This is a genomic window from Streptomyces sp. NPDC001339 (assembly GCF_042895955.1).
Classification (GTDB): Bacteria; Actinomycetota; Actinomycetes; order Streptomycetales; family Streptomycetaceae; genus Streptomyces.
On the sequence record NZ_JBIAWT010000017.1, the window covers coordinates 35856 to 49472 of the forward strand.

Sequence of the window (13617 nt, forward strand, 5' to 3'; positions counted from 1 at the left end):
CATGTGCGGCATCGCAGGCACGTACCGATGGCCGGACGGGAAGGCCGTGACCGACCGGCTCACCGATACCCTCGCCCACCGCGGTCCTGACGGGGCGGGCCGGTACAGCCACCCCGCCGGTGACGGCGAAGTGCACCTCGGGCACCGCCGGCTGGCGATCATCGACCTGTCCGGGACCGGCGCCCAGCCGATGGTCTCGGGCGGCCTCGCCCTGACGTACAACGGCGAGCTGTACAACGCGCCCGAGCTGCGTGCCGAACTGGCAGCCGCCGGGGTGCGCTTCCGCGGCACCTCCGACACCGAGGTGCTGCTGGAGGCATGGCGGCGCTGGGGCACGGACTGCCTGCCCCGGCTGCGCGGCATGTTCGCGTTCGGCGTCTTCGACGAGCGAACCGGTGAACTGGTGCTCGCCCGCGACCAGTTGGGCATCAAGCCGCTGTTCCTGCTGCGGCGCGGAGCGGGCCTGGCGTTCGCCTCCGAGCTCAAGGCGCTCGCCGCCGCGACCGGCGGGTCGCTGGAGGTGGACCATGCGGCGCTGGTGGCCTCGCTGCTGTACTACTGGGTGCCGGACTCGCGGTGCGCGTTCCGCGAAGCGGAGAAGCTGCCGCCGGGGAGCTGGCTTCGCTGCCGGCCCGACGGCCGGGTGGAGCGCGGCCGGTTCTGGAATCTGAAGGACGTCGCCGCCGAGGGGCGCGAGCGGGCCCGCAGCGGTGAGCGGCCGGACCTGGCCGCCCTCGTCGAGGAGTCGACCCGGCGGCATCTGCTCTCCGACGTACCCGTGGCGACCTTCCTCTCCGGCGGCCTCGACTCCAGCTACCTGACCGCGCTGGCGGCCCGCCACCGACCAGGGATCTCCGCTTACACGATCGGGTTCCGCGCCGAGGACGCCAGGTTCGAGGCGATGCCGGACGACCTGCGCCATGCCCGGCAGGTGGCCGAGCGGTTCGGCGTCGACCTGCACGAGATCGAGATCGCCCCGAACGTGCTCGACCTGCTGCCGCGGATGACGTACCACCTGGACGAGCCGATCGGCGACCCCGCCGCGATCAACACCTTCCTGATCTGCGAGGCCGCCCGGGAGGCCGGGATCAAGGTGATGCTCTCCGGGATGGGCGCCGACGAGCTGTTCGCCGGATACCGCAAGCACCTGGCCAACCTGCTCGCGCTGCGCTACCAGCGCGCCCCGCGCCCCCTGCGGCGCGGCCTGTCCAGGGCCGTGGACAGGCTGCCGGTCGCCACGGCCCGCCGGGGGTACCGGTCGGTGCGCTTCGCGAAGCGGTTCCTCTCCTTCGCCGACCTGCCGGAGGAGACCGCGTTCCGGCGCAGCTACACCCTGTACGACCAGGACGAGCTGCTCGCGTTGGTCGATCCGGACCTGGCCGGGACGGTCGACGACGTGCTGACCGAACATGCGGACATCTACCAGGACAATGACCTCGACGACTTCGTCAACCGCATGTGCCTGGGCGACACCCGGATGTTCCTGCCGGGTCTGAACCTCACGTACACGGACCGGTCGAGCATGGCCGCGTCGACCGAGGTGCGGGTGCCGTACGTGGACGTCGAGGTGGTCAGGGCGGCGTTCGCGGTGCCCGGTGATCGCAAGATCGTGGGACGGCAGGGCAAGGCCGTCCTCAAGGAGGCGGCCACCTCGGTCCTGCCCCGGGAGATCGTGTACCGACCCAAGGGCCTGTTCAGCGCCCCGCTGCGGGCCTGGATGAGCCGGGATCTCGCACCGCTGGTGCGCGAGGTGGTCAACGACGGCGTACTCGTCCGCTCCGGGTTCCTGCGCCGCGACGCGCTTCAGCGGCTGGTCGCCGAGGACGCCGCCGGGCAGCGGGACTTCTCCAAGCATCTGTGGCATGTGCTGACCCTCGAGTACTGGTATCGCGACGCGACCTCTGGGTCCGGCCAGAGCACTCGGTTGACGGCTTAGGAATCAGAGGAGTTCGGGTGAAACAGGTTGTGCAGAACTACAAGAGCGGCGAGCTGACGGTGCTCGACGTGCCGGTACCGGGGTGCAAGCCGGGCGGTGTGCTGGTCCGCAGTGCCTACTCCCTGATATCCACCGGGACCGAGCTCATGAAGGTGTCCGAGGCGGGCATGTCGATGCTGGGCAAGGCCCGCTCCCGGCCGGACCAGGTGGCCAAGGTCATGCAGAGCGTCGCCACCAACGGGGTGCCCGCCACCTACCGCAAGGTGATGGGCAAGCTGGACTCCTACACACCGCTGGGCTACTCGCTGTGCGGGGTGGTCGAGCAGGTCGGCACCGGGATCGACGAGGTGAAGGTCGGCGACCTCGTGGCCTGCGCGGGCAATGAGCACGCGTTGCATGCCGAGTTGAACTGGGTGCCGAAGAACCTCTACGCCCGGGTGCCGGACGGCCTCGCGCCGCGACACGCGGCCTTCGGTACCGTCGGATCGATCGCCCTACAGGGCGTCCGCCGCGGCGAGCCGCAACTCGGAGACGTGGCACTGGTGATCGGCCTCGGGCTGATCGGGCAGCTCGTCGTGCAGTTGCTCGCCGCCTCGGGAGTCCGCGTCGTCGGGGTCGACCCCGACCCGGTGCGCTGTGAACTCGCCGCCCGCCTGGGCGCCTCGGCCTGCGGCGATCCCGCGTCCGCGGCCGTGGAGACGTCCGTCGCCGAGCTCACTGACGGTCACGGAGTGGACCAGGTGTACCTGGCCGCCGGCGGCGGCAGCAACCAGCCCGTCGAGCTGGCCGCCCGGCTCTGCCGGGACCGTGGCCGGGTCGTCGACATCGGTAAGTGCCGCCTGGACCTGCCGTGGAACGCGTACTACGAGAAGGAGCTCGACGTCCGGTTCTCCCGCTCGTACGGCCCCGGGCGTTACGACCCGGAGTACGAGATCGAGGGGAGCGACTACCCGATCGGCTACGTGCGCTGGACCGAGCGCCGCAACCTGGCGTGCTTCCTCGACCTCCTCGCCCGCGGCCGCGTCGACGTGGAGCCCCTGGTCTCCCACATCGCCGACTTCGATGACGCCGTCGAGACGTACCAGCGCCTGAAGGAAGGCGACTTGAAGGCCGTGGCCGTGCTGTTCCGCTATCCCGAACATGCCGGGGAGGCGGAGGCCCCGGTGGTGGCCGTGCCCACGGTGAACGGGCGGCGAGGGCCGCGTCGGGCCGCCGGGACGCCGGTGCGACTGGCGTTCGTCGGCGCGGGAAACTACGCGACGTCGATGCTGCTGCCGCACCTGGCACAGCGCGAAGGCGTCGAGTTGTCCACGGTCGTCACCACGACGGCGCTGTCCGCGGCCAACGCGCAGCGGAAGTTCGGCTTCGCCGAGGCGACCACCGACCTCGACGCCGTGCTCGGCGACAAGTCCATCGACGCGGTGTTCGTGGTCACCCGGCACAGCTCGCACGCCGAACTGACGCGCAGGGCGCTGCTGGCCGGCAAGACGGTGTTCGTGGAGAAGCCGTTGGCGCTCACCGAGGACGAGCTGGCCGGCGTGCTCGCGGCGATGGAGGAGTCCGGCAACGACCGGCTCCAGGTGGGCTTCAACCGCCGGTTCGCGCCGCTGCTGAACGAGGCCAGGAAGCGGTTCGGTGCCCGGACCGGTCCGGCGAGCCTCCGCTACCTGGTCAACGCGGGACGGCTGCAGCACGGCAGCTGGTACCTCCAACAGGGCACCGAGGGCTCGCGGTTCGCCGGCGAGGGCGGACACTTCATCGACACGGCGAGCTGGCTGCTCGCGGCCGATCCGGTCTCGGTGTGCGCGGTCGCCACGTCCGGCAACTCGGGCAACGAGGGCGGCGGTGACATTCAGGCTGTGCTGCGCTACCCGGACGGGTCCACCGCCACCATCAGCTACGTCACCACCGGCCCGGCCGGCTTCCCCAAGGAGACCCTCGACCTGGTCGCGGACGGCCGTGCGCTGCGGTTCGACGACTTCGTCCGCGCCGCTGTGTACGACGGCCACCGCAAGCGGTGGGTCGGCTCGCGGCTGCCCAAGGCCCGGGACAAGGGCCAGAACGCCGAGCTGGCCGCGTTCATCAAGGCCGTGCGGACCGGCGGGCCGATGCCGGTGCCGCTGGAGTCGCTGGTCGCCACCACGGCGGCCACCCTCGCCGTGCGGGCCGGTCTGGCCGGCGGAGCGCCGGTGACGTTGGCGAGGGCGCGATGACCGTGAGCTCGGGGAGTGCGGGCTGGTACCTGCGGCGGCTGTCCCGGATGGGACCGCGGGAGGTCGGCGGACGGGTGGGCGACGCGGTGCGCAGGCGGCGGTGGCGGTCGGCGCGGCCGGACTGCCCGAGGGTGACCGGCGCCCGGTTCACCGCCGTACTGCCCGCCGGGGCGATCACTGTCATACCCCCGGACGCCGCGAAACGTCTCATCGCCGAGGCGGATCGGCTGATGTACGGACACGCCGAGTATTTCGGGGTCGTCCGCGACGACCTGGCCGACCCGGACTGGTGGTACGACCCGAAGACCGGGCGCCGGGCTCCGTGGGGCTACGCCTTCGACGTGCCGTACCGGAACGAGGACGCGGTCGGGGACATCAAGCAGATCTGGGAGCTGTCCCGGCATCAGTACCTCACTGTGCTCGCTGCCGCCTACGCGATCACGGGGAACGAGCGGTACGCCGAGCGCGTGGCCGAGCACCTGCGGTCCTGGTGGGCGGCCAACCCGCCGCTGCGCGGTGTGCACTGGATCAGCGGCATCGAGCTGGGCATCCGGCTGCTGTCCTGGGTGTGGATCCGCCGGCTGCTCGACGACTGGCCCGGCGCGGCCCGGCTGTTCGAGGACAACCCGGTGGCGCTGAACCAGATCTGGCACCACCAGCGCTGGCTGGCCGCCTTCCCCAGCCGGGGGTCTTCGGCGAACAACCACGTCATCGCCGAAGCCGCCGGGCAGTTCGCCGCAGCCTGCGCGTTCGGGTGGTTCCCCTCCTCGGGGCGTTGGCGCGCCGACGCACTGCGGTCGCTGGAGCGGAACCTGCGACACAACACCTTCGCCTCCGGCCTCAACCGCGAGCTGGCCACCGAGTATCACGGCCTTGTGCTGGAACTCGGCCTGGCCGCGGTGGCCGAGGCGGATGCCGCCGACGTGCCGGTCCCCGCGTCGGTCCAGCTGGTACTGCTGCGGATGACCGACGCGCTCGCGGCCATCGTGGACAGCCGGTTGCGGCCCCCGCGCCAGGGGGACGCGGACGACGGGCACGGTCTGGTCGTAGACGGCGCGGGCACCGACCGCTGGGCCTCGTTGCTTGCTACCGGGGACGCCGCGTTCGGCCGGCTCGCCTGGTGGCCGGCGGTGACCGGCACCGATGTGCGTACCCCGCTGCTGGCCGCGCTCATCAAGCCCACTGACCTGTCCGTGACCCGCCCGGCGAGCCGACCGGGCCACTTCGCCGACGCGGGCATGACCATCCTGCGGGGCCCGGAGGAGATCTGGTGCCGCTGCGACGGTGGTCCGCACGGCTTCCTGTCCATCGCCGCGCATGCCCACGCGGACGCACTGTCCGTGGAGGTCCGGCAAGACGGGGTCGACGTGCTCACCGATCCCGGGACGTTCTGCTACCACGGGCAGCCCGAGTGGCGGCAGTACTTCCGGTCGACCCTCGGCCACAACACCCTGCAACTGGACGGAGGTGACCAGTCCGTCTCCGGCGGCCCGTTCCTGTGGACCCGGCATGCCCACAGCCGCGTCCTGGTCGCGGGCCCGTACGACGCGGGTGTGGCCCGCTGGTGTGCCGAGCACGACGGCTACCGGGACTCCGTGCACCGCCGCCGGGTGGAACTGAATGCGGCGAGCAAGGAGTTGCGGGTGGTCGACGAGGTACGCGGACCGCGCCGGGACGTACGCCTGGCGTTCCACCTCGGCCCGGCGATCACAGCGGACCTGGTGGGGAATCGGGCACAGCTCACTTGGACCCGGGACGGCGACAACCGCTCCGCGGTGCTCGACCTGCCCGGGCAGCTGTCCTGGCAGGCACATCGCGGCGACACCGATCCGCCACTGGGCTGGTACTCCGCCGGATTCGGGCGCAAGGAACCCACCACCACGCTGGTCGGCACCGGCTTCGCCGACGGCGTGGCGGAGTTCACCACTGTCCTCGGGTTCCATGGCATCTTCCGCGCACAGGACGATGGTTGAGATGGCTGCGGACCGCACGTCGAAGATCGTCGGGACGGTCTGGGGGCTACTGATCCTCAACACGCTCGGCTCCGCCGGGGCGCAGACCATCATCCCGCTGCCTCGCTCCCTCATCCAGATGGTCACCATGGGCGCGCTGGTCGCCGCGTTCGCGCTGGCGCTCGCGGTCAATCTTCAGCTGCGCATCCGGGCCAGCGCGTACCTGCTCCTGCTCACTCTGCTGCTGGTGACGAGCGTGATCTCCAGTGCGCACCTGGAGTCCGGGTTCGGTGCGCTGTTCCGCTGCGCCCGGCTGGCTCTCTTCGTCGGCACGCTGTGGCTGCTCAGCCGCTGGTGGGATGGCAGCCTGACGTTCGTCCGGCACCACATCCGGATGTACTTCGCGGTGCTCGGTGCGGTGGCCGCCGGCCTGGTCGTCTCACCGGGCGCGGCCATGCCCGATCTCTACGGCGGGCGGCTGGTCGGCGCGTTGTGGCCGCTCACCCCGCCGCAGATCGGACAGTACGCCGCGGTGATCATCGGGCTCACCGTGCTGCTCGTGCTGGGCCACCGGACCGACAGGGCCGGCGCGGCGGTGGTCATCGTCCCGTCACTCGTCCTGCTCGCGTTGACCCATACCCGGACCGCCACGCTCGGCCTGGTCATCGGCCTTGCGTTGGCGATCGGTTCGCTCATCCTGACCAGCGCCGCCGCCCGCCGCTTCTTCACCTGGGCGGTGCTGTGCGCCGTGGTGGCCGCGGTGGCGTTCAGCACCGCGCTACAGACGTGGTTCCTGCGCGGACAGAGCAAGGAGAACTTCTCCAACCTCACCGGTCGGGCCAAGGTCTGGGACGCCCTGCTGGCAGCGCCCCGGACGACCGGGGAGACGTTGTTCGGCATGGGCCTGGGCGACAAGTCGTTCGGCGGGCTGCCGATCGACAACAGCTGGCTGGCCGTCTACGGCGAGCAGGGTCTGCTCGGCGTCACCCTCGTCGCGGCGATCATCATCGTGCTCGGCGGCGTCGCCCTGCTGCGGCCACCGTCGCTGCCGAGGGCCTGCGCGATCTACCTGATCAGCTACTGCGCGATCGCGTCGTACACCGAGGCCGGCCTGGGCGACGCCTCGCCGTATCTGCTGCATCTGGCCGTCGCCGCCTCGCTGTTGGCGGCACCGGCCGCGGCCGGCCCCCGCTCCACGCCCGAAGTCCCTCGACGACACATCCCGCGCTGGGCCCGTAGCTCGGAGGTGACCTGAGCATGCACGTCCTCGTGGTGCACAACCGCTACGCATCGGCGCAGCCGAGCGGGGAGAACAAGGTCGTCGACCAGGAGGTGGCGCTGCTGCGCGCGGCCGGCCACCGGGTCGAGGTGTTCGAGCGGCGCAGCGACGACATCGCCGCCCGGTCCCTGTGGGGCAAGGCCGCGGTGCCGCTCCTGGTGCCTTGGAACCCAGCGGTCCGCGCGGAACTCACCGCCCGGCTTCGTACCGAGCGGCCGGACGTGGTGCACGTCCACAACGTCTTCCCGCTCCTGTCGCCCGCGGTGCTGGCCGCCTGCGCCGACTCCGGCGTGCCCACCGTCGCCACGCTGCACAACTACACCCAGGTCTGCCCGCCCGGCACGCTGCAACGGGACGGCCGGCCGTGCACCGAGTGCATCGGGTCGGCGGCGCCGCTGCCCGCCGTCCGGCACGGCTGCTACCGCGGCTCCCGGCTGGCGACGGTGCCGCTCGCGGTCAGCCTGTCGGTCAACCGGCGGCGGTGGTGGTCCGGCGTGGAGCGGTTCTTCTGCATCTCCGCGGCGCAGCGCGATGTCCTGGTGCGGGCCGGTATGCCGGCCGAGCGGCTGGCGGTGAAGCACAACTTCGTGCCCGACCCGGACGACCGGCGAGTGGGCGACGGCGAGCATCTGCTCTATCTCGGCCGGCTCGCGGAGGCCAAGGGCGTACGGCTGCTCATGGCCGCGTGGGACGAGATCGCCGCCGACGGTGGTGTGGGCGTGCCGCTCGTGGTCGCCGGCGCGGGACCGCTGGAGCGCGAGGTGACCGCCTGGGCGGCGGGCCGGGACGACGTGCGCTACGTCGGCCTGTTGGACCCGGCGGAGTGCGTCAAGGCCATCGCGCAGTCGGTCGCCGTGGTGGCTCCGTCGACGTGGCTGGAGGCGTTCGGACTGGTGGTCGTGGAGGCGATGGCGGCCGGGGTCCCGGTCGTCGCCGCCGGTCACGGCGCCTTCGTCGAACTCGTCGACGACGGGGTGACCGGGCTGCTGCACCGGCCGGGCGAGCCCGCCTCGCTCGCGTCCTGCATACGCCGGATCGCGACCGAGCCGGACCTGGGCCGGGAGATGGGCCAGGCGGCCCGGCTCCGTTACGAACAGGGTTTCAGCCCGGCGGTCGGCCTTGACCGCCTGGTTGATGAGTACCGCACCGCGATCGCGGGTCGGTCAGCACTGGCTCGCGGCGGGGAAACCCGCGCGAGCAGGGGGGATGGGGACAGTAGATGACACGATGCCGACTGTGCGGCTCGGAAGCGATGGCGAGCGTTGTCGACCTTGGGGCGACGCCACCGTGTGAGAGCTTTCTCGCCGCGGACCAACTGGACCAGCCGGAGCCGGCGTACCCGCTGCACCTGCGGGTCTGCACCGACTGCTGGCTCGCGCAGATCCCTCCGCTGATCACGCCGGAGGAGACGTTCAAGGAGTACGCGTACTTCTCCTCGTACTCGACCTCCTGGGTGGAGCACGCGCGGACGTTCGTCGCCGATGCCGTACAGCGGGTGGGTCTGGGCACCGACGGCTCCGAGGCCTTTGTGGTCGAAGTTGCGAGCAACGACGGGTACTTGCTGAAACACGTGGTGGACCGGGGGATCCGCTGCCTGGGCATCGAGCCGTCGGTGAACGTCGGCGCCGCGGCGCGGGACGCGGGTGTGCCCACGCTCACGGAGTTCCTGTCCCCGGACACCGGATCGGCCGTCCGCGCCGAACACGGCCCGGCGAACCTGGTCGTGGCCAACAACGTGTACGCGCACATCCCCGACGCCGTCGGCTTCACCCGGGGGCTGCGCGCCCTGGTCGCCGACGACGGCTGGGTCTCCATCGAGGTGCAGCACCTGCTGACCCTGATCGAGGAGAACCAGTACGACACGATCTACCACGAGCACTTCCAGTACTACACGGTCGCCTCCGCGATCCGGGCCCTCGCCAGCGGCGGACTCACGCTCGTGGACGTCGAGTTGCTGCCCACGCACGGCGGCTCCATCCGGCTGTGGGCCCGGCCGAACGGGGTGGCCGGCGAGCCGTCCCAGCGGGTCGCCGACGTCCTGGCCCGGGAGAAGGCCGCCGGGCTACAGGAGCTGTCCGGGTACACCGAGTTCTCCGCCCGGGTGGCCAAGGTGCGCCGGGACCTGCTGCGGTTCCTCATCGAGGCGGCCGAACGCGGCGAGACGGTCGTGGGCTACGGCGCCCCGGGCAAGGGCAACACGCTGCTCAACCACTGCGGCATCCGGCCCGACCTGCTCCCGTACACGGTCGACCGCAACCCCTACAAGCACGGCAGGTTCACCCCGGGCACCCGCATCCCGATCCTGCCGCCCGAGCAGATAGCCGTAGACAAGCCGGACTACGTCCTCGTCCTCCCGTGGAACCTGCGGGCCGAGCTGACCGAGCAGCTGTCCTTCGTGCACGACTGGGGCGGCCGCCTGGTCTTTCCCATCCCGGAACTGAGCATTGTCGAGGTCAAGCGATGAAGGTCGTCCTGTTCTGCGGCGGGTACGGGATGCGGATGCGCAGCGGCGCCGTCGACGATGTGCCCAAGCCGATGGCGATGGTCGGCCCGCGACCGCTGATCTGGCACGTCATGCGCTACTACGCGCACTTCGGGCACACGGAGTTCATCCTGTGCCTCGGGTACGGGGCGCACCACATCAAGAACTTCTTCCTCAACTACGAGGAGACGACGTCCAACGACTTCGTGCTGCGGGGCGGGCGCACCGAGCTGCTGTCCACCGACATCGCGGACTGGACGATCACGTTCGCGCAGACCGGCATCGAGTCGCCGATCGGGGAGCGGCTGCGCCGGGTGCGGCACCACCTGGACGGCGACGAGATGTTCCTCGCCAACTACGCCGACGTGCTCACCGATGCTCCACTGCCGGAGATGATCGACTCCTTCGCCCGGCGCGATGCCGGTGCGTCGATGATGGTGGTACCGCCGCAGTCGTCGTTCCACTGCGTGGACCTGGGCGAGGACGGCCTGGTGGGCGGCATCACCGCGGTGAGCGAACTGCCGCTGTGGGAGAACGGCGGCTACTTCGTGCTCCGCCAGGAGGTCTTCGACCACATCCCGGAGAACGGGGACCTGGTCGCCGACGGATGCGCCCAACTGGCCAAGCAGGGACGGCTGGTGGCGCATCAGCACCGCGGCTTCTGGAAGCCGACCGACACCGTGAAGGAGCGGGCTGCGCTCGACGCCGCCTACGCCCGGGGCGACCGCCCGTGGGCCGTGTGGGAGCGGGACAGCGTTGGGGTGAGCGCGTGATCCGGCTCGGGGCCGGGTGGCCCCTGGACCGGATCGTCGCGGTGGGCGCGCACTGCGACGACATCGCCATCGGCGCCGGCGGCACGCTGCTGACGTTGTGCCTCGCCCGGCCGGGTCTCCGCGTCGATGCGCTGGTGCTCTCCGGCGGCGGCAGCGAGCGGGAGCAGGAGGAGCAGGCCGCGCTCGCCGCCTTCTGCCCGGGCGCCGACCTGCGGCTGACCGTGCTCAAGCTGCCGGACGGCCGGATGCCCGTGCACTGGGACGAGGCCAAGGCCGCGGTCGAGGAACTGCGCGCGCAGACCGAGCCGGATCTGATCCTGGCCCCGCGCACCGATGACGCCCACCAGGATCACCGCGGCCTGGCGCAGCTGATACCCACCACCTTCCGCGACCACCTCGTGCTCGGCTACGAGATCGTCAAGTGGGACGGCGATCTCGGCCGTCCGGCGGCGTACCAGCCGCTGTCGCCGGAGATCGCCGAACAGAAGGTGCGGCTGTTGCAAGACCACTACCCCTCGCAGCGGCACCGGCCCTGGTACGACCGGGAGGCCTTCCTCGGTCTGGCGCGGATCCGGGGCATCGAATGCCACGAGCGATACGCCGAGGCGTTCGCCGTCACCAAACTCACGCTCAACCTGGGCACTTCCCATCTGAGCACTTCCACTGTGGGGGACTGAACCTTGCGCGTACTGCTGACCGGACACCAGGGCTACCTGGGCACCGTGATGGCCCCGGTCCTCACGGCCGCCGGACACGAGGTCGTCGGCCTTGACTCCGGCCTGTTCACCGACTGCATCCTTGGCCCGTCACCCGCGGACCCTTCCGGGCACCGGGTGGACCTGCGCGACGTCACGGCCGAGCACGTGGCCGGGGTGGACGCCGTGATCCACCTGGCCGCGCTGTCCAACGACCCGCTGGGATCGCTGGCGCCGGAGCTCACCTACGACATCAACCACCATGCGTCCGTGCGGCTGGCGCGGCTGGCTCGCGACGCCGGAGTGCGGCGCTTCCTGTACGCGTCGACCTGCTCGGTCTACGGTGCCGCCGGCGGCGACGAGTTGGTGGGCGAGGACGCGCCGCTGCGCCCCGTGACGCCGTACGCGGAGTCCAAGGTGCGGGTGGAGGACGACCTGCACACGCTCGCCGACGGCGACTTCACCCCGGTGTTCATGCGCAACGCCACCGCCTTCGGCTACTCACCCCGGCTGCGCGCCGACATCGTGCTGAACAACCTGGTGGGCCATGCGCTCCTGTCCGGCGAGGTGCTGGTGCTATCCGACGGCACGCCCTGGCGCCCGCTGGTGCACGCCGCCGATATCGCCCGGGCCTTCACGGCTGCGCTGACCGCGCCGCGGGAAGCGGTGCACGACCGGGCGTTCAACATCGGCAGCGAGATCAACAACGTCACGGTCGCCGAGATCGCCGAGCAGGTCGCCGAGGCGGTGTCCGGCGCGAAGGTGGTGATCACCGGGGAGACCGGCGCCGATCCGCGGTCGTACCGGGTGGACTTCTCCCGGTTCCGCGAAGCGATCCCCGGCTTCGACTGCGAGTGGACGGTGAAGCAGGGGGCGATCGAACTCGCCGATGCCTACCGGAAGTTCGGGCTGAACCAGGAGGACTTCGAGCGACGCTTCACCCGGCTGGCCGTACTGCGCGCGGCGTCCGAGGCCGGTGCCGTCGACGACACCCTGCGGTGGCGCCCGTGACTGACATCGGCGAAGAGATGTACGCGCTGGTGGAGCGGATGTACCCGCTGTGCCGGAGCATCACCGGCGACGGTGTGCGCGCCACCCTGGACATCGTCGGGGAGTACATCCCGCTCCAGAGGCACGAGGTGCCGACCGGGACGCAGGTGCTCGACTGGACGGTGCCGCAGGAGTGGAACATCCGGGACGCGTACATCGCCGACACCGCCGGCCACCGGGTCGTCGACTTTGCCGCGTCCAGCCTGCATGTGCTCGGCTACAGCGTGCCGGTGTCGGCGACCATGCCGCTGGCCGAGCTGCGGGAACACCTGCACACTCTGCCCGACCGCCCGAACTGGGTGCCGTACCGCACCAGTTACTACCAGCCGGAATGGGGGTTCTGCCTGGCCCAGGCAACCCTGGACGCGATGCCGGACGGCGAGTACGAGGTGCGCATCGACTCCACACTCGCGGACGGGCACCTCACCTACGCCGAGCACGTGGTCCCCGGGCAGGTCCCCGACGAGGTGATCGTCTCGTGCCACGTCTGCCACCCGTCGCTGGCCAACGACAACCTGGCCGGTATCGCGGTGGCGACGTTCCTGGCCCGGGCGCTGGGCGGGCATACGCCGTACTACACCTACCGGTTCCTCTTCGCACCCGGCACCATCGGGGCGATCACCTGGCTGGCTCGCAACGCGGAGCGGGTCGACCGGGTCAAGCACGGGCTGGTGCTGGCCTGCGCCGGTGACCCGGGCCGGCTGACGTACAAGCAGAGCAGGCGCGGCGACGCGGAGATCGACCGGGTGATGCGGCACGTCCTGACCGCATCCGAACGACCGCACCGCGTCAATGAGTTCACTCCGTACGGCTACGACGAGCGGCAGTTCTGCTCGCCGGGATTCAATCTCGGCGTGGGCTCGCTCACCCGGACCCCGTACGCCGGCTACCCCGAATACCACACCTCGGCGGACAACCTGGACTTCGTCTCCCCGGAGGCGATGGCGGACACGCTCGCCGTCTGCCGCGAGGCATTCACCGTCCTCGACCGCAACCGGCGGTACCTCAACCTCAGCCCCTACGGCGAGCCACAGCTGGGCCGACGCGGGTTGTACGACGCGCTCGGCGGCCGCAGCGACACCAAACAGGCCCAGATGGCCATGCTCTGGGTGTTGAGCCTCTCCGACGGCGAGCACAGTCTGCTGGACGTCACCGAGCGGTCCGGGCTGCCGTTCGACACCGTTGCCGCCGCCGCCGACGCTCTGCACGGTGCCGGTCTGATCAAGGCATGACGCCG

The 13617-nt window shown here is 71.0% G+C and carries 10 protein-coding genes; all 10 read left to right on the top strand.

Translation table 11 applies throughout. The features are described 5' to 3' along the window. The first annotated feature begins 1 nt into the window (after position 1). The 10 genes from asnB to ACFY12_RS33070 are packed head-to-tail and all read left to right on the top strand — an operon-like array spanning position 2 to position 13612. Positions 2-1936 (top strand): asparagine synthase (glutamine-hydrolyzing), encoded by a 1935-nt coding sequence (asnB, locus tag ACFY12_RS33025; protein ID WP_390719648.1) that lies wholly within the window; start codon positions 2-4, stop codon positions 1934-1936. 17 nt (positions 1937-1953) lie between these two features. Beyond that, the gene (locus ACFY12_RS33030) at positions 1954-4149 is read left to right on the top strand and encodes a bi-domain-containing oxidoreductase (RefSeq protein ID WP_390719649.1); all 2196 of its coding nucleotides are present in this window, start codon (positions 1954-1956) and stop codon (positions 4147-4149) included. Next, positions 4146-6122, top strand: coding sequence for an alginate lyase family protein (locus ACFY12_RS33035; protein ID WP_390719650.1), 1977 nt, complete (start codon positions 4146-4148; stop codon positions 6120-6122). The genes ACFY12_RS33030 and ACFY12_RS33035 overlap by 4 nt, the downstream gene beginning before the upstream one ends. Position 6123: 1 nt before the next feature. Continuing rightward, positions 6124-7356: an O-antigen ligase domain-containing protein gene (locus ACFY12_RS33040; RefSeq protein WP_390719651.1), complete on the top strand. Its 1233-nt coding sequence runs from the start codon at positions 6124-6126 to the stop codon at positions 7354-7356. Positions 7357-7358: 2 nt separating this feature from the next. Continuing rightward, positions 7359-8603, top strand: a complete 1245-nt coding sequence (locus ACFY12_RS33045; RefSeq protein WP_390719652.1) for a glycosyltransferase — start codon at positions 7359-7361, stop codon at positions 8601-8603. Continuing rightward, positions 8600-9844 carry a class I SAM-dependent methyltransferase gene (locus tag ACFY12_RS33050; protein ID WP_390719653.1) on the top strand — a complete coding sequence of 415 codons (1245 nt, stop codon included), beginning with the start codon at positions 8600-8602 and terminating at the stop codon, positions 9842-9844. The genes ACFY12_RS33045 and ACFY12_RS33050 overlap by 4 nt, the downstream gene beginning before the upstream one ends. Continuing rightward, positions 9841-10635, top strand: a complete 795-nt coding sequence (locus ACFY12_RS33055) for a glucose-1-phosphate cytidylyltransferase (RefSeq protein ID WP_390719654.1) — start codon at positions 9841-9843, stop codon at positions 10633-10635. Before ACFY12_RS33050 ends, ACFY12_RS33055 begins: the two co-directional genes overlap by 4 nt. Then, positions 10632-11312 (top strand): PIG-L deacetylase family protein, encoded by a 681-nt coding sequence (locus tag ACFY12_RS33060; RefSeq protein ID WP_390719655.1) that lies wholly within the window; start codon positions 10632-10634, stop codon positions 11310-11312. Before ACFY12_RS33055 ends, ACFY12_RS33060 begins: the two co-directional genes overlap by 4 nt. Positions 11313-11315: 3 nt before the next feature. Beyond that, positions 11316-12341 carry an NAD-dependent epimerase/dehydratase family protein gene (locus tag ACFY12_RS33065; RefSeq protein WP_390719656.1) on the top strand — a complete coding sequence of 342 codons (1026 nt, stop codon included), beginning with the start codon at positions 11316-11318 and terminating at the stop codon, positions 12339-12341. Further along, positions 12329-13612 (top strand): DUF4910 domain-containing protein, encoded by a 1284-nt coding sequence (locus tag ACFY12_RS33070; protein ID WP_390719657.1) that lies wholly within the window; start codon positions 12329-12331, stop codon positions 13610-13612. Before ACFY12_RS33065 ends, ACFY12_RS33070 begins: the two co-directional genes overlap by 13 nt. Positions 13613-13617: the final 5 nt, after the last annotated feature.

What these genes read in the sequence shown, in the direction of transcription:
- asnB (WP_390719648.1), top strand. Translation starts at nt 2, where the DNA reads ATGTGCGGCATCGCAGGCACGTACCGATGGCCGGACGGGAAGGCCGTG.
- ACFY12_RS33035 (WP_390719650.1), top strand. Translation starts at nt 4,146, where the DNA reads ATGACCGTGAGCTCGGGGAGTGCGGGCTGGTACCTGCGGCGGCTGTCC.
- ACFY12_RS33040 (WP_390719651.1), top strand. Translation starts at nt 6,124, where the DNA reads ATGGCTGCGGACCGCACGTCGAAGATCGTCGGGACGGTCTGGGGGCTA.
- ACFY12_RS33045 (WP_390719652.1), top strand. Translation starts at nt 7,359, where the DNA reads ATGCACGTCCTCGTGGTGCACAACCGCTACGCATCGGCGCAGCCGAGC.
- ACFY12_RS33050 (WP_390719653.1), top strand. Translation starts at nt 8,600, where the DNA reads ATGACACGATGCCGACTGTGCGGCTCGGAAGCGATGGCGAGCGTTGTC.
- ACFY12_RS33055 (WP_390719654.1), top strand. Translation starts at nt 9,841, where the DNA reads ATGAAGGTCGTCCTGTTCTGCGGCGGGTACGGGATGCGGATGCGCAGC.